Below are 20,148 nucleotides of genomic sequence, written 5' to 3'. Positions count from 1 at the left end.
GGTGCTCCGGGCTACCCTGACGGCGTGCGCCTTCCATGGGAAGCGCAAAGCCGACAGCCGTCGCACTCCAGGGAGCACCTTCATGGCCTCGTTGCCGAACCCGTCCCTTTCGTCCGGTCTTTCCGAGGGCCGCAAGCGAACCGACGCACTCCGAGAAGCGCTCGCCACCCGTGTCGTGGTCGCCGACGGCGCGATGGGCACGATGCTTCAGGCGCAGGACCCGACGCTCGAGGACTTCGAGAACCTCGAGGGTTGCAACGAGATCCTCAACATCACCCGCCCCGACATCGTGCGCTCCGTCCACGAGGCGTACTTCGAGGTCGGCGTCGACTGCGTCGAGACGAACACCTTCGGAGCCAACCACTCGGCGATGGCCGAGTACGACATCGCGGACCGCGTCCACGAGCTCTCCGAGGCCGGGGCCCGGATCGCCCGCGAGGTCGCCGACGCGTTCGGCGCCCGCGACGGCCGGCAGCGCTGGGTCCTCGGCTCGATCGGCCCCGGCACGAAGCTGCCGACGCTCGGCCACGTCTCCTACGGCACCCTGCGCGACGGCTTCCAGGCCAACGCCGAGGGCCTGCTCGCGGGCGGCGCCGACGCGCTGATCGTCGAGACCACCCAGGACCTGCTGCAGACGAAGTCCTCCGTGCTCGGCGCGCACCGCGCGATGGAGGCGACCGGCGTCCGGGTGCCGCTGCTCGTCTCGATGGCCTTCGAGACGACCGGCACGATGCTGCTCGGCTCCGAGATCGGCGCCGCGCTGACCGCGCTGGAGCCGCTCGGCATCGACATGATCGGTCTGAACTGCTCGACCGGCCCCGCCGAGATGAGCGAGCACCTGCGCTACCTCACGCGCCACTCCCGCATCCCCCTGCTGTGCATGCCGAACGCCGGTCTGCCGGTCCTGACGAAGGACGGCGCCCACTTCCCGCTCGACGCGGAAGGACTGGCCGACGCCCAGGAGAACTTCGTACGGGACTACGGCCTCTCCCTGGTCGGCGGCTGCTGCGGTACGACACCCGAGCACCTGCGCCAAGTGGTGGAGCGGGTGAACGGTGTCACCCCCACCGAGCGCAGCCCGCAGCCCGAGCCCGGGGCCGCCTCCCTCTACCAGACGGTCTCGTTCCGTCAGGACACCGCCTACATGGCGATCGGTGAGCGAACCAACGCCAACGGCTCGAAGAAGTTCCGCGAGGCCATGCTGGAGGCCCGCTGGGACGACTGTGTGGAGATGGCCCGCGACCAGATCCGCGAGGGCGCGCACATGCTCGACCTGTGCGTCGACTACGTCGGCAGGGACGGCGTCGCCGACATGGACGAGCTGGCCGGCCGTTTCGCCACCGCCTCCACGCTGCCGATCGTGCTGGACTCCACCGAGGTCCCGGTGATCCGCGCGGGCCTGGAGCGCCTCGGCGGCCGCGCGGTCATCAACTCCGTCAACTACGAGGACGGCGACGGGCCCGAGTCCCGGTTCGCGAAGGTCACCCGACTGGCGCAGGAGCACGGTGCCGCGCTGATCGCGCTGACCATCGACGAGGAGGGCCAGGCCCGGACCGTCGAGACCAAGGTCGCCATCGCCGAACGGCTCATCGAGGACCTCACGGGCAACTGGGGCATTCACGAGTCCGACATCCTCATCGACACCCTGACCTTCACGATCTGCACGGGCCAGGAGGAGTCGCGCAAGGACGGCATCGCGACGATCGAGGCGATCCGCGAGCTCAAGCGCCGCCGCCCGGACGTGCAGACCACGCTCGGCCTGTCCAACATCTCCTTCGGCCTGAACCCCGCCGCCCGCATCCTGCTGAACTCGGTCTTCCTGGACGAGTGCGTCAAGGCGGGCCTGGACTCGGCGATCGTGCACGCGTCCAAGATCCTGCCGATCGCCCGCTTCAGCGAGGAGGAGGTCACCACCGCCCTCGACCTCATCTACGACCGCAGGGCCGAGGGCTACGACCCGCTGCAGAAGCTGATGGCGCTGTTCGAGGGCGCCACCACCAAGTCGCTCAAGGCCGGCAAGGCCGAGGAACTGGCCGCGCTGCCGCTGGAGGAGCGGCTGAAGCGGCGGATCATCGACGGCGAGAAGAACGGTCTGGAGGCCGACCTCGCCGAGGCCCTCCAGGACCGCCCCGCCCTCGACATCGTCAACGAGACCCTGCTGGACGGCATGAAGGTGGTCGGCGAGCTGTTCGGTTCCGGCCAGATGCAGCTGCCGTTCGTGCTCCAGTCCGCCGAGGTCATGAAGACGGCCGTCGCCTACCTCGAACCGCACATGGAGAAGTCGGACTCGGAGGGCAAGGGCACCATCGTGCTCGCCACCGTCCGCGGCGACGTCCACGACATCGGCAAGAACCTCGTCGACATCATCCTGTCCAACAACGGCTACAACGTCGTCAACCTCGGCATCAAGCAGCCGGTCTCCGCGATCCTGGACGCCGCCGAGGAGCACAGGGCCGACGTCATCGGCATGTCCGGGCTCCTGGTCAAATCCACGGTGATCATGAAGGAGAACCTGGAGGAGCTGAACCAGCGGGGCCTGTCCGCGGACTACCCGGTAATCCTCGGCGGAGCGGCCCTGACCCGGGCCTACGTCGAACAGGACCTGTACGAGATCTACCAGGGCGAGGTCCGCTACGCCCGCGACGCCTTCGAGGGCCTGCGCCTGATGGACGCCCTGATCGGCGTCAAGCGCGGGGTGCCCGGAGCGGTGCTGCCCGAACTCAAGCAGCGCCGGGTGCGCGCCGCCGCGGACGTGGTCGTCGAGGAGCGCCCGGAAGAGGGCCACGTCCGCTCCGACGTCTCCGTCGACAACCCCGTCCCGAGCCCGCCCTTCACCGGCACCCGCGTGATCAAGGGCATCCAGCTCAAGGAGTACGCCTCCTGGCTGGACGAGGGCGCCCTGTTCAAGGGCCAGTGGGGTCTCAAGCAGGCCCGTGCCGGCGACGGGCCGACGTACGAGGAACTGGTCGAGACCGAGGGCCGGCCGCGGCTGCGCGGGCTGCTGGACCGGCTCCAGACCGACAACCTGCTGGAGGCGGCCGTGGTCTACGGCTACTTCCCGTGCGTCTCCAAGGACGACGACCTGATCATCCTGGACGAGCGGGGCAACGAGCGGACCCGCTTCACGTTCCCCCGCCAGCGCCGGGGCCGCCGGCTGTGCCTGGCCGACTTCTTCCGCCCGGAGGAGTCGGGGGAGACCGACGTGGTCGGCCTGCAGGTCGTCACCGTCGGCTCCCGGATCGGCGAGGAGACCGCCAAACTCTTCGAGTCCAACGCCTACCGCGACTACCTCGAGCTGCACGGTCTCTCCGTACAGCTGGCCGAGGCACTCGCCGAGTACTGGCACGCGCGGGTGCGCTCGGAGCTGGGCTTCGCGGGGGAGGACCCCGCCGACGTCGAAGACATGTTCGCCCTGAAGTACCGCGGCGCACGCTTCTCGCTCGGCTACGGCGCCTGCCCCAACCTGGAGGACCGGGCCAAGATCGCGCAGCTCCTGGAGCCCGAGCGCATCGGCGTCCACCTCTCCGAGGAGTTCCAGCTCCACCCGGAGCAGTCGACCGACGCGATCGTGATCCACCACCCGGAGGCGAAGTACTTCAACGCACGGTGAGGGCTCCGACGCGCTGTGGTCCGCGCCGTCACGCACACTGATCGGATAAGTCGTACACTTGTCGGTCCATCGCAGGCCGGTTGTCCCCTGGCGTAAAAAAGGGGGCAACCGGCCTGATCGTCCCTCAAGGAGGTGCGCCAGGATGACCAGTACGGTCCCCGCGCTCGGAACTCGTACGGCCGAAGGCTCAGCCCTGCAGGCCGTTCTCCTCGACATGGACGGAACCCTGGTGGACACCGAGGGCTTCTGGTGGGACGTGGAGGTCGAGGTCTTCAAGGCCCTCGGACACGCGCTGGACGACTCCTGGCGCCATGTGGTGGTCGGCGGTCCGATGACCCGCAGCGCGGGCTTCCTCATCGAGGCCACGGGCGCCGACATCGCCCTCCCCGAGCTGTCCGTGCTGCTCAACGACGGGTTCGAGGAGCGCATCGGCCGTTCCCTGCCGCTGATGCCGGGCGCGGCCAGGCTCCTCGCCGAGCTCGCGGCGCACGAGATCCCCACCGCGCTGGTCTCCGCCTCGCACCGGCGGATCATCGACCGCGTCCTGGGCGCGATCGGCTCCCACTTCTTCGCGCTGACCGTCGCGGGCGACGAGGTGGAGCGGACCAAGCCGTTCCCCGACCCGTATCTGCTCGCCGCCGCGCGGCTCGGCGCCGAACCGGCGCGATGTGCCGTCATCGAGGACACCTCGACCGGTGTCGCCTCCGCCGAGGCCGCGGGCTGCCAGGTGGTCGCCGTCCCCTCGGTCGCGCCGATCGCCCCGGCCGCCCGCCGCACCGTGGTGAGTTCTCTGGAAGAGGTCGACCTGCCCTTTCTGCACCGTCTGATGACGGAAATGCGCTGAAAAGTCCACCGAGCGTGGCCCGCTTGATCACTCAGCGCGCGGGGTCGAATGCCGGGGAAAGGCCCGGCGGTTCCCTGTGGTAAATGCGAGCGAGGGCCCGGTGGCCATTCATAACGGGTCGGATGGCCGAATTCCGGTGCCCCTCAATCAATTTGACGGTGTGACGTTCGCCACGTGACGGGGGGTCGACAGCGGGACCGACTTGTGCACGCACCCCCCGTTTGTGAAGGACCGGCGTGCCCTTGTGTCCCGATTGATGAAAGGCTGCACTAATCCTTCCCGTGTCGGGTTATCGGTGCGTCCACGCCCGGTTTCGCAGCGTGAGCGGAAGGCCGCTCCGGCGTCTGATGGCCGACCCGGTGGTGCGGACTAATGTCAGCGCGAGAACATCGCCGTAACCCCGTGACCCGCCGCGCCACCCCTGCATGCCGGTTCGCGGAAACTACAGCTCTGGAGAAACACGAGCATGAACCGCAAGACTTTGGTGCTGCCGGCCGTGGTTGGCCTGCTCGCCCCGGTGCTCGCCGCGTGTGGTGGGTCCGCCAGCGGGAGCAACAGCGGCGATGCCATCGTTGTCGGCACCACGGACCGGTTCACCGCGTCGAAGGATGCCCCGGCTCCGTTCGACCCGGCGTACGCGTACGACGTCGGCACCTGGAACGTGCTGCGTCAGACCGTGCAGACGCTGATGGTCCAGCCGCGTGGTGACGGTCAGCCGCAGCCCGAGGCTGCCGAGAAGTGCGGGTTCAGCGACAGCGGCAACGAGCGTTACGTGTGCACGCTGCGCGAGGGCCTGCAGTTCTCCAACGGTGACGCGATCACCGCGAAGGACGTCAAGTTCTCGATCGACCGTGCGAGGGCCATCAAGGCCGACAGTGGTGTGTTCGCCCTGCTGTCCACCATCGACACCGTCGAGACGCGGGGCGACCGCGAGGTGATCTTCCACCTCAACAGCGCCGACGCCACCTTCCCGTTCAAGCTGTCGACCCCGGTCGCCGGCATCGTGAACCCGGCGGACTACGAGAAGAACAAGCTGCGCGACGGCTTCTCCGTAGACGGCTCCGGGCCGTACACCGTGGAGACCGAGGTCAAGGACGACACCGTCGTCAAGGCCGTCTTCACGAAGAACTCCCACTACAAGGGGCAGTTGAAGATCAAGAACTCCAAGGTCGAGATGCGCTCCTACGAGAGCGCCGCGGCCATGGGCACGGCCCTCGAAAACGGCGACATCGACCTGATGACGCGCTCGATGACGCCGGCACAGATCACCAAGCTGGACAACGCTTCGGGTGGCAACATCAACCTGAACGAGATGCCCGGCCTGGAAATCCGCTACCTGGCCTTCAACACCGACTCCGCGTCGGTGAAGTCGACGGCCGTCCGTCAGGCCATGGCGCAGCTCATCAACCGCGGTGAACTCGTCGCCAAGGTGTACGGTTCGCAGGCCGAGCCGCTGTACTCGATGGTCCCGGCGACCATCACGGGTCACTCCAACGCGTTCTTCAACAAGTACGGCGACCCGAGCGTCAGCAAGGCCCAGTCGCTGCTCACCAAGGCCGGCATCACCACCCCGGTCAAGGTCACCCTGCACTACACGACCGACCACTACGGCACGGTCACCGCGCAGGAGTTCGACGTCCTGAAGAAGCAGCTCAACGCGAGCGGTCTCTTCGACGTCACCACCCAGGGCACGAGCTGGGACAAGTTCGTCCCCGCCGAGCGGGCCGGCAAGTACGACGTCTGGGGCATGGGCTGGTTCCCCGACTTCCCGGACGCCGACAACTACCTGGCGCCGTTCCTCGACAAGGACAACTTCCTCAAGTCGCCCTACTCGAACAGCAACATCATCAACAACCTCATCCCCGCCTCCCGGCGCGAGGCCGACCGCGCCACCGCGACGAAGAGCCTCACGACCATCCAGGACATCGTCGCGAACGACGTCCCGCTGATCCCGCTCTGGCAGGGCAAGCAGTACATCGCCGCCCGCGACAACATCACGGGCTCGGAGTGGGCGCTCAACTCCTCCTCCACCCTCCAGCTGTGGGAGCTCAGCCGCGGCGTCAGCGGGTGACCGAACCATCCGATCCGGGGCCGTCAGGCCCCGGATCCGGCCCGGGGCCCTACGGTCCCGGGTTCAGCAGATCCAACGACAAGGCACGTGCAAGTGAACATGCGTAACCAGTGGCCAGTCCTGCCGATCGTGGCGGGGCTGGCCTCCGGCCTGTTGACCGGCTGTGGCTCGGAAACGGGCAGCACCGGGAGCAGCAGCTCCTCCGTGGTGATCGGGATGTCCGACGACGTCCTGGCCACCGACCCGGCTTCCGGCTACGACCCAGGATCGTGGCTGCTGTTCAACAACGTCTTCCAGTCGCTGTTGAGCTTCCCCAAGGGTGGAACGGAGCCCGAGCCGGAAGCGGCCAAGGAGTGCGCGTTCACCGACACCGGCACCAAGGTCTACACGTGCACGCTGCAGGACGGCCTGAAGTTCAGCAACGGTGACGCGCTCACCTCGGCGGACGTGAAGTTCTCCTTCGACCGCATGCTGAAGATCAACGACAATGCCGGTCCGGCGATCATGTTCCCCATGCTCGACCGGGTCGTCACGCCGGACGCCAAGACCGTCGTCTTCCACCTCAAGTACGCCGACGCCACCTTCCCGAGCAAGATCGCCTCCGGCGCCGGCTCGATCGTGGACCACCAGCAGTACGCCACGAACGCGCTCCGCAAGGACAACGAGGCCGTCGGTTCCGGCCCGTACAAGCTCGACTCCTTCAGCCACGACAAGGCCGTCTTCTCGGTCAACCCGAGCTACAAGGGCACCGTCAAGGCCAAGAACACCGGCGTCACGCTGCAGTTCTTCCACGGCGACCAGGCGGCCCTGAAGAACTCTCTGCTGAACAAGCAGATCGACGTCGCCTACCGAGGCCTCGCCGCCGACGACATCGCGGAGATCCAGAACGCCTCCGGGACCAACAGCGGCATCAACGTCGTCGAGGGAACCAGCGCCGAAGTCCAGCACATGGTCTTCAACATGGACGACCCGGTGGCCGGCAAGCTCGGCGTCCGCAAGGCCATCGCCTACCTCCTGGACCGCGACGCCCTCGTCGGCGACGTCTACCAGGACACGGCGACCCCGCTGTACTCGATCGTCCCCTCCGGCGTCACCGGGCACAGCACCTCCTTCTTCGACACCTACGGCGCCCGCCCGTCGCGGTCCAAGGCCGCGGCCGCGCTCCACGCCGAGGGCATCACCGGCAAGGTGAAGCTCACCCTCTGGTCGACCCCCTCGCGCTACGGTCCCGCCACGGACCAGGAGTTCAAGGCGATCGCCAAGCAGCTCAACGCCAGCGGACTGTTCGACGCGACCGTGAAGTCCGTCGCCTACGGCCAGTACGAGCAGGACGTCACCGCCGGCAAGTACGGCGTGTACGTGAAGGGCTGGGTGCCCGACTACCCGGACCCGGACAACTTCACGGCCCCGTTCTTCGGCAAGGGCAACGTGCTGAGCAACAACTACACCAACAGCACGATCACCGGCAGCCTCATCCCGAAGACGGCCGCCCAGAGCGACCGCGCCTCGACCGAGGCCGAATACGGAAAGCTCCAGGACCTGGTCGCCGCTGACGTGCCCCTCCTCCCGATCTGGCAGGCCAAGCAGTACGCCGTCGCCCGCGACAGCGTCTACGGCCTCGAGAACTGCCTCGACGCCTCGACCGTGTTCCGCTTCTGGGAGATCTACAAGGGCTGACCGAGCACCGCTCGCGTCCCCGCCGTACACGAAGGGCGCCCGTTCCTCACCGGAACGGGCGCCCTTCGCGCTGCCTGGAGCGAACCGGGCCAGGACCGGCCCGGAGAACCGGCACCGCCTACTGCGCCCCGGGACGCACCAGCCCGCTCTCGTACGCGTACACCGCGGCCTGCACCCGGTCGCGCAGCCCCAGCTTCGTCAGGACATGCCCCACATGCGTCTTGACCGTGGTCTCGCTGACGAACAGATCGGCCGCGATCTCCGCGTTCGACAGCCCGCGCGCCACCAGCTTCAGCACCTCGACCTCACGGTCGGTCAGCGTGTGCAATGTGTCCGGAACCGGCTCGTCGCCGGACGGCAGATGGCCCGCGTACTTGTCGAGCAACCGGCGCGTGATGCTCGGCGCGAGCATCGCCTCGCCCGCCGCGACCACCCGGATCGCCTGCACCAGCTCATTGGCGGGCGCGTCCTTGAGGAGGAAACCGCTGGCGCCCGCGCGAAGCGCCTCCACCACGTATTCATCGAGGTCGAACGTCGTCAGCACGAGGACCTTCGCCGGACCGTCCCGGCCGGGCCCGGTGATCTGCCGCGTCGCCTCGACACCGTCCATCCGCGGCATACGGATGTCCATCAGAACCACATCGGGCTGCAGCGCACGAACCTGATCGAGTGCCTGGAGACCGTCACCGGCCTCGCCGACGACCGCCAGGTCCTGCTCCGCTTCCAGAATCATCCGGAAGCCGGTGCGCAGCAACGGCTGGTCGTCGACCAGTAGGACGCGGATGGCCACGTAAGTCTCCTTCGCTAGTCCGGCCCCATTCTGCCCTGCTCCTGGGCGCCCGACCCGGGCGCCCTGACCGGGAGCGGATATGCCGGGGGAGTACCACCGAATTCCGGACACACGGCCTGGTGGTCGCACCAGCCACAGAGTTTGGTCGGGCGCGGCCGCCACTCGCCCGTCTCCGTCGCCTCCCGGATCGCGTCCCACAGCGCGAGCAGCTTGCGCTCGACCCGCTCCAGGTCCGCGATCTCCGGGTCGTACGTCAGCACGTCACCGCTGCCGAGATAGACGAGCTGAAGACGGCGAGGGATCACCTGCTTCAGCCGCCACACCACCAGGGCGTAGAACTTCATCTGGAACAGGGCACCCTCCGCGTACTCGGGCCGGGGCGCCTTGCCCGTCTTGTAGTCGACGATCCGGACCTCGCCCGTCGGGGCCACGTCGACCCGGTCGATGATGCCGCGCAGGGTGAGCCCGGAATCGAGCCGCGCCTCGACGAACAGCTCCCGCTCGGCCGGTTCCAGCCGCGTCGGGTCCTCCAACGTGAACCAGCGCTCCACCAACTGCTCGGCCTCGGTGAGCCAGCGCGCGAGCCGCTCCCCCTCCGGGTCGTCGGCGAACAGCTCCACGACCTCCGGCTTCGTCTCCCGCAGCCGGTCCCACTGGGCGGGGATCAGCGACTTGGCGCGCGGCGCGGTCCGGTCCGCGGCCGGGGCGTCGAAGAGCCGCTCGAGGACCGCGTGCACCAGCGTCCCTCTGGTCGCCGCCTCACTGGGCTTCTCGGGCAGCTTGTCGATCACCCGGAACCGGTACAGCAACGGACACTGCATGAAGTCACTGGCACGCGAGGGCGACAGCGAGGCGGGCGCACGCGCGACCGCGGGGGCCGGCATGTCGGCGACGGGCACGCCGGCCTCGCCGGCCGCGGCCGCTTCTTCGGGTACGGCGCCCTCGGTGCTGGTTTCCATGACAACAGACCTTACGGCCCGCCACCGACAGCGAACCGGTCCCGGCGGCGGCCACGGCGCGGAAAACAGAGGGGGTGCCGGGGCGGAACGTGCCGCGACGGCCGCATACCATCGACCCCAGACCCTCCTGCTCCGCATGAACCGGGGGCGGGGGACGCTTCGAACGAGGGGACATCGTGGACGAGAGCGGCGGGAGCGGGCAGCCGCGGTCCGGTACCGGCAAGGCGACCGAGCACCACGAGAGGCCCTCGGCCTCCGCCGGTCCGGCCTCCGACGCACGCCCCGAACCGGCCGGGCCCGAGACCACCGGGCCTGCGCCCACGACCCCCGGTCACGACTCCCCGACCGGCACGGACCCCGACGGGGACACCGGCACCCGGCCCGAGGCGGAAACCCCCGCCCGACCCGACGCCGATTCCCCCGCGGCCACCGAGACCGACTCCCACCCGGAGCCCGGGCCCCACGACGACACCACGCCCCAGGACCGGACCGGGCCCGAGGCACACCCCACGCCCGCTCCGGAGCCCGTGTCCCCCGCCGAAGCGCCCCGCGACCCGCTGGTGAAGACCCCCGCCTCCACAGAGCACACCGAGGACACCGATCACGCCGAGCAGACGGGACCCCACGGCGACCCCTCCGAGCCGTCCCACCGCCGGAGCGAGGCTCACGGCGAGGAGCCGTCCCCCACGGACCACGACGAACCCGCCGGCGCCCACCGGACCCGCGCCCGCACGGGCAACGGCAAAGGACGGCCGCCGCGCCGCGGAAAGGAGCCCGGCGGCGGGCTGCTGATGGGCCGGCCGTTCGGCGTGCCCGTGTACGTCGCACCCAGCTGGTTCCTGGTCGCCGCACTGATCACCTGGGTGTTCGGCGGCCAGCTCGACCGCGTCCTGCCCGAACTCGGCGCCGCCCGCTACCTGGTGTCCCTCTTCTTCGCGGTCGCCTTCTACGCCTCCGTACTCGTCCACGAACTCGCCCACACCGTCGCGGCCCTGCGCTTCAAACTGCCGGTCCGCCGGATCCAGCTCCAGTTCTTCGGCGGCGTCTCCGAGATCGAGAAGGAGGCCGAGACCCCCGGCCGGGAATTCGTGCTCGCCTTCGTCGGCCCGCTGCTCTCCCTCATCCTGTCCGGCCTCTTCTACCTCGCCATGCTGCCCGTCGAACCCGGCACGGTCCCCGGCGTCCTGCTGGCCGGCCTGATGATCTCCAACCTCATCGTGGCCGCCTTCAACCTGCTGCCCGGCCTGCCCCTCGACGGCGGCCGCATGCTCCGCGCCGTCGTCTGGAAGATCACCGGCAGAGCGATGAGCGGCACCGTCGCCGCCGCATGGGTCGGCCGCGCCCTCGCCGTCTCCGTACTGATCGGACTGCCCCTGCTCACCCAGTCCCAGGCCCTCGGCGCCGCCCCCGACAACGTCGGCGGCATGGACACCATCACGGACGCCCTCCTCGCCGCCATCCTCGCGGCGATCATCTGGACCGGCGCCGGCAACAGCCTCCGCATGGCCCGGCTGCGCGAACACCTGCCGGAACTGCGCGCCCGCTCACTCACCCGGCGCGCGGTCCCGGTCGAAACCAGCACCCCGCTCTCCGAGGCGCTGCGCCGCGCCAACGACGTCGGCGCCCGCGCCCTGGTCGTCGTCGACGCCGACGGCGAACCCCTCTCCCTCGTCCGCGAGGCCGCCATCGTCGGCGTACCCGAGCACCGCCGCCCCTGGGTCACGGTCAGCGGCCTCGCCCAGGACCTCACCGACGGCATGCGGGTCTCCGCCGAGCTCGCCGGCGAGGCCCTCCTCGACGCCCTGCGCGCCAGCCCCGCCACCGAGTACCTGGTGGTGGAGGACTCGGGCGAGATCTACGGCGTCCTGTCCGCCGCGGACGTGGAACGCGCCTTCGTGAAGGCCATGGCCCGGCCCTCCTGACCGTGGTCGGCGGCCCTGTCCGGGACCGGTAGGCTGTTCACATGTCCGAACCGACCGGTGCCGCCCGCAGGCGCGGGCCCTTCAAGGTCGGGGACCAGGTTCAGCTGACCGACCCCAAGGGCCGCCACTACACGTTCACGCTCGAGGCCGGGAAGAATTTTCATACCCACAAGGGTTCCTTCCCCCACGACGAGCTGATCGGTGCTCCCGAGGGCAGCGTTGTCCGCACCACGGGGAACGTCGCCTATCTCGCGCTGCGCCCCCTGCTCCCCGACTACGTCCTGTCCATGCCCCGCGGCGCCGCCGTGGTCTACCCCAAGGACGCGGGGCAGATCCTGGCCTTCGCCGACATCTTCCCCGGCGCCCGCGTCGTGGAGGCGGGTGTCGGCTCCGGCTCGCTCAGCAGCTTCCTGCTGCGCGCCATCGGCGACCAGGGCATGCTGCACTCCTACGAGCGCCGCGAGGACTTCGCCGAGATCGCCCAGCAGAACGTGGAGCGCTACTTCGGCGGACCGCACCCCGCCTGGCAGCTCACCGTCGGCGACCTCCAGGACAACCTGAGCGACACCGACGTCGACCGCGTCATCCTCGACATGCTCGCTCCCTGGGAATGCCTGGAGGCGGTCTCCAAGGCGCTCGTCCCCGGCGGCATCCTCTGCTGCTACGTGGCGACCACCACCCAGCTCGCGCGGACCGTCGAGTCGATCCGCGAGATCGGCTGCTTCAACGAGCCGACCGCCTGGGAATCGATGATCCGCAACTGGCACATCGAGGGCCTGGCCGTCCGCCCGGACCACCGGATGATCGGCCACACCGGCTTCCTCCTCACCGCCCGCCGCCTCGCGGACGGCGTCGAGCCGCCCATGCGCCGCCGCCGCCCCGCCAAGGGCGCGTACGGCGAGGACTACTCCGGCCCGAACGCCGACGGCGGCACCGCCCGCTGACGCACCCAACACACCAAGACTGTGGCCGAGTTCCCGGAAACGACCGGGAACTCGGCCACAGCGCTTTCCCGTTGACACACCATCAGAACCGATCGACGGACCTGCCGGGACCCCGGCCGACAGCCCTGCCGAGCCCGCCGACAGGCCGCTCGCAAGGCTGCTGACGGGTCCTCAAGAAGTCGGCGGACGGCGCTGCGGGGTGCGCCGACAGGTGGCCCGGAGGGCATCCGACGGGTGTGCCAGGCGCCCGGCTCACGGGGCTGAGGCGCGTCCCGGTGGGTGGCCTGGAGGGCGGTCGACGGGTCTGTCGGCAGCCCGGCCCAAGGGCCCGACGCGCGCGCCGCCGGATCCGGCGGAAGGCCGTCGGCGGAGCTGCCGCGAGCTGGGCCGACGTACCTGCCGGGCCGGCCTCCAGACCGCGCTGAAGGCGGCCGACGGGTCTGTCCGGGCTCGGCCGACAAGCCCGCCGAGCCAGCCGGCAGGCCGTACGGAGGCCGGAGGAGGGGAGCCTGGGGCATGTCCCTCGGGACGGCCTCGGGATGCTCTCGGGACGGGCTCGGGATGCCCTCGCGACGGCCTCGGGATGCCCTCGCGACGGCCTCGGGACGGCCCTCCCGACGGCTCCGGCCGGGCCGTCCCGGAACCCTGCCGGAAACTCCGCCGGAACTCTGCACAAGTCCGGACCCCGCCGTTCCGCCAAGCTGTGACGTGTGGCACCATGCGGGTCACCCCACCCCCACCGGCACAGCCCTCGCGGGAGACACTCCTAGTGCAGCAATCCGTTGTCCCGGAACTGGCACACACGCAGACCAGCCCCATCCAGTGGGTCGCCACGGCCACCGCCATCGCCGGAGTCGTGGCGCTGTCGTCCGTCATTCACCCCGATCCGGCGAGGGCGGCCCAGCCCGGCGCCGGCCCGAACGCGGCGACGGCCCCGGTGGCCGCCCCCGACCCGACCGGCGTGGACTTCCCGATCACCTGCGGGCCCACCAAGGTGCTCGTGCAGAAGAAGGCCTCCGGGGACCTGGACGGCGACGGCCGCCCCGAGACCGTGGCCGTCGTCCGCTGCGACGCCGGCTCCGGCACCCCGCCCAACGGCGTCTACGTCCTCACCCAGGCCGAGGGAGCGAAACAGCCCAGGGTCGTGGCGACCCTGGTCGATCCCAAGGACCGGCTGAGCGTCACGGACTTCGCGGTGCGCGACGGAGCCGTCACAGCCACTCTGCTCGGCTACTCCTCGACCGACGTGCCGAGTTGCTGCCCGGACCTGAAGGACAGCGCCAAGTGGCAGTGGAAGAACGGCGCGTTCATCCGCTCGACACCGTCCGAAGCGCGGAGTGTGTGAGCGCGCCCCCGGCGCGAGACCCGAACAAAAGAAAACACCCTCCGCGGCGCGGAGGGTGTGAGGAACCAGACATCAGGTGACGCGGGGTGCCCGAAAGGTCACTCCGCGTCGGGACCGTAGACCTCGACCTTGTCCGAAACGCGACGGACGTGGATGCAGTCCCCCGGGCACTCCTTCGCGGAGTCCGTCACATCGCGCAGAAGCGGCAGCGGTACGGGCGTTGTGGCGCCCACGGCCTGCAGGAGCTCGTCGTCGGGGCTCTTCACGTAGGCCAGGCCGTCAATGTCCAGCTCAAAGACCTCGGGCGCGTACTGGACGCAGATCCCGTCGCCAGTACAGAGATCCTGGTCGATCCAGACCTCAAGCGCCTCGCCGTCGACTCCGGCCTCCTGCTGCACGGTCATTTCTCCTGCCGTTTTCTGCGTCGAGCGGACCGAAGACTGGGGAATCGGGCCAGCTCTGACGGGTGTTGAACACTTCGACCCTACCTCCGCCCGCTTCCCAATCATGTTCGGTGGGTATTCCCCTGGCGTGAGGGAGAGCGCAAGGGTGAAGATCGGACACACCCCGACAGTCTTTGTGATCTAGGGGTTTCAATCGACACCCACCCAGGTAGGGTCTGGAAGCGTCCAGCTCCCCTTGGAGGAGGTGAGGACCGTGGCAGCCCACGACGACGACATGAACCGCGGCATCCGCCCGGGACGAGGGTCCGATGACCCCGCCGGGCAGATTGCCTACCTTGAGCAGGAGATCGCCGTCCTGCGACGCAAGCTCGCCGACTCTCCGCGGCACACGAGGATTCTCGAAGAGCGGATCGTCGAGTTGCAGACCAACCTGGCAGGCGTGTCCGCACAGAACGAGCGGCTCGCGAACACGCTCCGTGAGGCCCGCGACCAGATCGTGGCCCTCAAGGAAGAAGTCGACCGGCTCGCGCAGCCGCCGGCCGGCTTCGGTGTCTTCCTCACGGCGAATGAGGACGGCACGGCGGACATCTTCACCGGGGGCCGCAAGCTCCGGGTGAACGTCAGCCCCAGCGTCGAGCTCGACCAGCTCAGGCGCGGCCAGGAAGTGATGCTCAACGAAGCTCTCAACGTGGTCGAGGCCATGGAATACGAGAGCGTGGGCGACATCGTCACCCTCAAGGAGATCCTGGAGGACGGCGAGCGCGCCCTCGTGCAGGGGCACACCGACGAGGAACGGGTGGTACGGCTCGCCGAGCCGCTCCTGGACGTCAATATCCGTCCCGGGGACGCCCTGCTCCTCGAACCCCGTTCCGGCTATGTCTACGAGATCGTTCCGAAGAGCGAGGTCGAGGAACTCGTCCTCGAAGAGGTTCCGGACATCGGCTACGAGCAGATCGGCGGTCTGGGCGGCCAGATCGAGATGATCCGCGACGCGGTCGAGCTCCCCTACCTCTACCCCGACCTCTTCAAGGAGCACGAACTGCGGCCGCCCAAGGGCGTCCTGCTGTACGGGCCCCCCGGATGCGGAAAGACGCTCATCGCCAAGGCCGTGGCCAACTCGCTGGCCAAGAAGGTCGCCGAAGTGACCGGACAGGCCACCGGCAAGAGCTTCTTCCTCAACATCAAGGGCCCCGAACTCCTGAACAAGTACGTCGGCGAGACCGAGCGGCAGATCCGCCTCGTCTTCCAGCGTGCCCGGGAGAAGGCCAGCGAGGGCACACCCGTCATCGTCTTCTTCGACGAGATGGAGTCCCTCTTCCGCACCCGTGGATCAGGCGTCAGCTCGGACGTGGAGAACACCATCGTCCCCCAGCTGCTCGCCGAGATCGACGGCGTGGAGGGCCTGCAGAACGTGGTGGTGATCGGTGCCTCGAACCGAGAGGACATGATCGACCCCGCCATCCTGCGGCCCGGACGGCTCGACGTGAAGATCAAGATCGAGCGCCCGGACGCCGAAGCGGCGAAGGACATCTTCCAGAAGTACCTCACCGAGCGTCTCCCGCTGCACTCCGAGGACGTGGGAGAGCACGGCGGCGACAGGGCGGCCACCGTCCACGGCATGATCCAGACAGCCGTGGAGCAGATGTACGCCGAGTCGGAGGAGAACCGCTTCCTGGAGGTCACCTACGCCAACGGTGACAAGGAAGTCCTCTACTTCAAGGACTTCAATTCCGGCGCCATGATCGAGAACATCGTGGGCCGCGCCAAGAAGATGGCCATCAAGGACTTCTTGGAGCACAGCCAGAAGGGCCTTCGGGTCTCCCACCTCCTCCAGGCCTGCGTGGACGAGTTCAAGGAGAACGAGGACCTGCCGAACACCACCAACCCGGACGACTGGGCCAGGATCTCCGGAAAGAAGGGTGAACGGATCGTCTATATCCGTACGCTCATCACCGGAAAGCAGGGCGCGGACACCGGACGCTCCATCGACACGGTGGCCAACACCGGTCAGTACCTGTAAAAGACAGGGCGGCTGCGGGTGCCCTTCACGGGTATCCGCAGCCGACTGCTTTTCAGGTCATGGCCGGAGTACAGCAATGACGCAAATGATCTCCCCACCAGCGCAAAGGCGTTCTAGGCTCTTTCGTACCGCCGAGTCGCGCAGTGCGGGGACGGGCACCGCACACGCACCGGAGCGCCAGCGGTACTTGAGCAGCGCCCCCGACCGAGGGCGCCGCCGGGCAAGGAGGGCCGCATGACCGTACGGCGAGTAATGGGCATCGAGACGGAGTACGGGATCTCCGTCCCCGGTCACCCCAACGCCAATGCCATGCTCACCTCGTCCCAGATCGTCAACGCCTACGCGGCGGCGATGCACCGGGCGCGCCGCGCCCGCTGGGACTTCGAGGAGGAGAACCCGCTGCGGGACGCGCGAGGCTTCGACCTCGCCCGCGAGACCGCCGACTCCAGCCAGCTCACCGACGAGGACATCGGCCTGGCCAATGTCATCCTCACGAACGGTGCACGGCTGTACGTCGACCACGCACACCCGGAATACAGCTCCCCCGAAGTCACCAACCCGCGGGACGCGGTCCTGTGGGACAAGGCCGGCGAGCGCATCATGGCGGAGGCCGCGGAGCGAGCCGCCCAGCTCCCGGGCGCCCAGCCGATCCACCTCTACAAGAACAACACCGACAACAAGGGCGCCTCGTACGGCACGCACGAGAACTACCTGATGAAGCGGGAGACCCCCTTCTCGGACATCGTGCGGCACCTGACGCCGTTCTTCGTCTCACGCCAGGTCGTCACCGGAGCGGGCCGCGTCGGTATCGGCCAGGACGGGCACGAGCACGGCTTTCAGCTCAGCCAGCGCTCCGACTACTTCGAGGTCGAGGTGGGCCTCGAGACCACGCTCAAGCGCCCCATCATCAACACCCGCGACGAGCCGCACGCCGACGCGGAGAAGTACCGCCGGCTGCACGTGATCATCGGGGACGCGAACCTCTCCGAGATCTCGACCTATCTCAAGCTGGGCACGACGGCGCTGGTCCTCTCCATGATCGAGGACGGCTTCATCGCCGTCGACCTGGCCGTCGACCAGCCCGTACGCACCCTCCACCAGGTCTCCCACGACCCGACCCTCAAGCGCCTGGTCACGCTCCGCAGCGGACGCACGCTCACCGCGGTGCAACTGCAGATGGAGTACTTCGAGCTGTCCCGCAAGTACGTGGAGGAGCGGTTCGGGGCGGACGCGGACGAGCAGACCAAGGACGTCCTGCTGCGCTGGGAGGACACCCTGAACCGTCTGGAGAACGACCCGATGAGCCTCTCCGGGGAGCTCGACTGGGTCGCCAAGCGGGAGCTCATGGAGGGCTACCGGCGCCGTGACGGCCTCGACTGGGACGCCGCCCGGCTGCACCTGGTCGACCTCCAGTACGCCGACGTACGGGCCGAGAAGGGCCTCTACAACCGTCTCGCGGCCCGCGGCAAGATCAAGCGGCTGCTGGACGAGAACGAGGTCGAGCGGGCCCGCACCACGCCGCCGGAGGACACCCGGGCGTACTTCCGCGGACGCTGCCTGGAGCAGTACGCGGACGACGTGGCGGCGGCCTCCTGGGACTCGGTGATCTTCGATCTGCCCGGCCGGGACTCGCTTCAGCGCGTCCCAACCCTGGAGCCGCTTCGCGGAACGCGTAATCACGTCAAGGAGCTCCTGGACCGCTGCCGTACGGCCGAGGACCTGGTCAGGGTCCTGTCGGGCAACTGAGCTTCCGCCCGGACGGCACCGGCCGGACAGGGTGGAATACCCGGCGTTACGGGAATCATCGAGGTGGCCCCCGTACGTTGTAGCAACTGCGGGGCCGATGTCGGACCCTGCTTGTAGGGTCTGATCAAGAACGTCGAACCGAGCGGGGTGAGGGTTATGGCGACCAAGGACACCGGCGGCGGACAGCAGAAGGCGACGCGTTCCACCGAGGAGGTCGAGGAGCAGGCGCAGGACGCGAAGGCGACCGACGACCTCAAGGAACGCCAGGAGAAGCTGAGCGACGACGTCGACTCGGTTCTTGACGAAATTGACGATGTACTCGAAGAGAACGCCGAGGATTTCGTGAGGTCCTTCGTTCAGAAGGGCGGGCAGTAGAGCCACTTTTTCCATCGAATCGAAGGTTCGAGCCGAACGTGGCTGAAGAAGTGGAAGCGCGAAGCTGCTCGCGGTGCAGGCTGAACAAACCGCGGGTGGCCTTCGCGAGCAACAGGTCGATGCCCGACGGCCTCCAGGCGTACTGCCGGGAATGCTCCGCGGAGTACTACCGACAGCGCCAGGAGGCCAAGGGGAGAACGGTACGGGTCAAGGTGCCTGTACCGCGGGGTCACAAGCGCTGCCCACAGTGCCAGGTCGTGAAACCGCACTCCGCGTGGGAGCGCAACAAGTCCTCCTCGGACGGCTGGGCGAGCTACTGCCGTGAGTGCCGTGCGGAGCGGAACCGGATCGGCTATTTCCAGCGCAAGTACGGCCTCACACCAGTTGAGTTGGACGCGATGGTCGCGGAGCAGCGGGGAATCTGCTGTATCTGCCTAACCGCCCCTGCCGAACATGTGGATCACTGTCACCAGACGGGTAGGGTCCGAGGCGTACTGTGCTTCAGCTGCAACGCTGCACTGGGGCAGTTCAAGGATCGGCCCGACGTCATGAGACGGGCTGCGACATACCTGGAAGGAAACGCGTGGAAGCCAACACTCGTAGCACCGGGCGTCTACCGGCTGCCTTCCTGACGCCCGGGTCGTCGTCCTTCATGGACTTCCTGTCCGAGCACCAGCCGGAGATGCTCCCCGGCAAGCGGCAACTGCCGCCCGTCCAGGGTGTGATCGAGGCCCCGCACGGCACGACCATCGTCGCCGTCACCTTCGCCGGCGGAGTCGTCCTCGCCGGTGACCGGCGGGCCACGATGGGGAACGTCATCGCCCAGCGCGACATCGAGAAGGTCTTCCCGGCCGACGAGTACTCGGCGGTGGGCATCGCCGGTACGGCGGGTCTGGCCGTGGAGATGGTGAAGCTGTTCCAGCTGGAGCTGGAGCACTTCGAGAAGGTGGAGGGCGCCACGCTCTCCCTGGAGGGCAAGGCGAACCGCCTGTCCACGATGATCCGTTCCAACCTCGCCATGGCCATGCAGGGCCTCGCCGTGGTCCCTCTCTTCGCGGGCTTCGACGTGGACCGCGACAGGGGCCGCATCTTCTCCTACGACGTCACCGGCGGCCGCTCCGAGGAGCACGGCTACGCTGCCACGGGCTCCGGCTCGATCTTCGCGCGCGGTGCCATGAAGAAGCTCTACGCCAAGGACCTGACGGAGAGCCAGGCCACGACGCTGGTCGTGCAGGCCCTCTACGACGCGGCCGACGACGACTCGGCGACCGGTGGTCCCGATGTCGCGCGCCGGATCTACCCGATCGTCACCGTGATCACCGAGAGCGGCTTCCGCCGGCTCACCGACGAGGAGTCCTCGGAGATCGCCCGAGCGATCCTCGAGCGGCGACTCGAGCAGCCCGACGGCCCGCGCGCCGCGCTGCTCTGAGACCGGTCTCTT

At 68.6% G+C, this 20,148-nt stretch carries 15 protein-coding genes; 12 read left to right on the top strand and 3 right to left on the bottom strand.

Annotation, left to right across the window (positions count from 1 at the left end; translation table 11 throughout):
• Positions 1–82: 82 nt before the first annotated feature.
• The 4 genes from metH to ACZ4N5_RS09880 all read left to right on the top strand — a co-directional run bounded on the left by metH (position 83) and on the right by ACZ4N5_RS09880 (position 8,202).
• On the top strand, positions 83–3,610 hold the full coding sequence (gene metH, locus ACZ4N5_RS09895) for a methionine synthase (RefSeq protein ID WP_467756589.1): 3,528 nt from the start codon (positions 83–85) through the stop codon (positions 3,608–3,610).
• Positions 3,611–3,752: 142 nt separating this feature from the next.
• A complete protein-coding gene (locus ACZ4N5_RS09890; protein WP_467756588.1) occupies positions 3,753–4,454 on the top strand; it encodes an HAD family hydrolase in 702 nt (233 codons plus the stop codon).
• 466 nt (positions 4,455–4,920) lie between these two features.
• Entirely contained in the window at positions 4,921–6,525 is a 1,605-nt protein-coding gene (locus tag ACZ4N5_RS09885; protein WP_467756587.1) for an ABC transporter substrate-binding protein, read from the top strand.
• A gap of 93 nt (positions 6,526–6,618) precedes the next feature.
• On the top strand, positions 6,619–8,202 hold the full coding sequence (locus ACZ4N5_RS09880) for an ABC transporter substrate-binding protein (RefSeq protein ID WP_467756586.1): 1,584 nt from the start codon (positions 6,619–6,621) through the stop codon (positions 8,200–8,202).
• Positions 8,203–8,320: 118 nt separating this feature from the next.
• On the opposite strand, the gene ACZ4N5_RS09875 is transcribed toward ACZ4N5_RS09880, so the two are convergent.
• Positions 8,321–8,992, bottom strand: a complete 672-nt coding sequence (locus ACZ4N5_RS09875; protein WP_261702934.1) for a response regulator — start codon at positions 8,990–8,992, stop codon at positions 8,321–8,323.
• A gap of 14 nt (positions 8,993–9,006) precedes the next feature.
• Complete coding sequence (locus tag ACZ4N5_RS09870; RefSeq protein WP_467756585.1) at positions 9,007–9,951, bottom strand: RecB family exonuclease; 945 nt, start codon at positions 9,949–9,951, stop codon at positions 9,007–9,009.
• Positions 9,952–10,127: 176 nt separating this feature from the next.
• Between ACZ4N5_RS09870 and ACZ4N5_RS09865 the strand changes: the two genes are divergently transcribed.
• The 3 genes from ACZ4N5_RS09865 to ACZ4N5_RS09855 all read left to right on the top strand — a co-directional run bounded on the left by ACZ4N5_RS09865 (position 10,128) and on the right by ACZ4N5_RS09855 (position 14,162).
• Positions 10,128–11,873: a site-2 protease family protein gene (locus tag ACZ4N5_RS09865; protein WP_467756584.1), complete on the top strand. Its 1,746-nt coding sequence runs from the start codon at positions 10,128–10,130 to the stop codon at positions 11,871–11,873.
• 41 nt (positions 11,874–11,914) lie between these two features.
• Positions 11,915–12,817: a tRNA (adenine-N1)-methyltransferase gene (locus ACZ4N5_RS09860; protein WP_467756583.1), complete on the top strand. Its 903-nt coding sequence runs from the start codon at positions 11,915–11,917 to the stop codon at positions 12,815–12,817.
• A gap of 769 nt (positions 12,818–13,586) precedes the next feature.
• On the top strand, positions 13,587–14,162 hold the full coding sequence (locus ACZ4N5_RS09855; RefSeq protein ID WP_467756582.1) for a hypothetical protein: 576 nt from the start codon (positions 13,587–13,589) through the stop codon (positions 14,160–14,162).
• Between the two features lie 98 nt (positions 14,163–14,260).
• Here the strand turns inward: ACZ4N5_RS09855 and ACZ4N5_RS09850 are convergent, their stop codons facing one another.
• Entirely contained in the window at positions 14,261–14,566 is a 306-nt protein-coding gene (locus ACZ4N5_RS09850) for a ferredoxin (RefSeq protein WP_356468365.1), read from the bottom strand.
• A gap of 253 nt (positions 14,567–14,819) precedes the next feature.
• On the opposite strand from ACZ4N5_RS09850, the gene arc reads away from it, so the two are divergent.
• The 5 genes from arc (at position 14,820) to prcB (ending at position 20,136) form a co-directional block, all read left to right on the top strand.
• On the top strand, positions 14,820–16,586 hold the full coding sequence (gene arc / locus ACZ4N5_RS09845) for a proteasome ATPase (RefSeq protein ID WP_467756581.1): 1,767 nt from the start codon (positions 14,820–14,822) through the stop codon (positions 16,584–16,586).
• A 234-nt stretch (positions 16,587–16,820) separates the two neighbouring features.
• Entirely contained in the window at positions 16,821–18,332 is a 1,512-nt protein-coding gene (dop, locus tag ACZ4N5_RS09840) for a depupylase/deamidase Dop (protein ID WP_467756580.1), read from the top strand.
• A 156-nt stretch (positions 18,333–18,488) separates the two neighbouring features.
• Complete coding sequence (locus tag ACZ4N5_RS09835; RefSeq protein WP_467756579.1) at positions 18,489–18,707, top strand: ubiquitin-like protein Pup; 219 nt, start codon at positions 18,489–18,491, stop codon at positions 18,705–18,707.
• Between the two features lie 119 nt (positions 18,708–18,826).
• Complete coding sequence (locus ACZ4N5_RS09830; RefSeq protein WP_467756730.1) at positions 18,827–19,339, top strand: endonuclease VII domain-containing protein; 513 nt, start codon at positions 18,827–18,829, stop codon at positions 19,337–19,339.
• Positions 19,291–20,136: a proteasome subunit beta gene (gene prcB / locus ACZ4N5_RS09825; protein ID WP_467756578.1), complete on the top strand. Its 846-nt coding sequence runs from the start codon at positions 19,291–19,293 to the stop codon at positions 20,134–20,136. Before ACZ4N5_RS09830 ends, prcB begins: the two co-directional genes overlap by 49 nt.
• Positions 20,137–20,148 lie beyond the last annotated feature (12 nt).

This window comes from Streptomyces sp. NPDC026500, from assembly GCF_055567635.1.
Note: the sequence above shows the minus strand (reverse complement) of the source record. Positions and strands in the feature narration are given on the sequence as shown.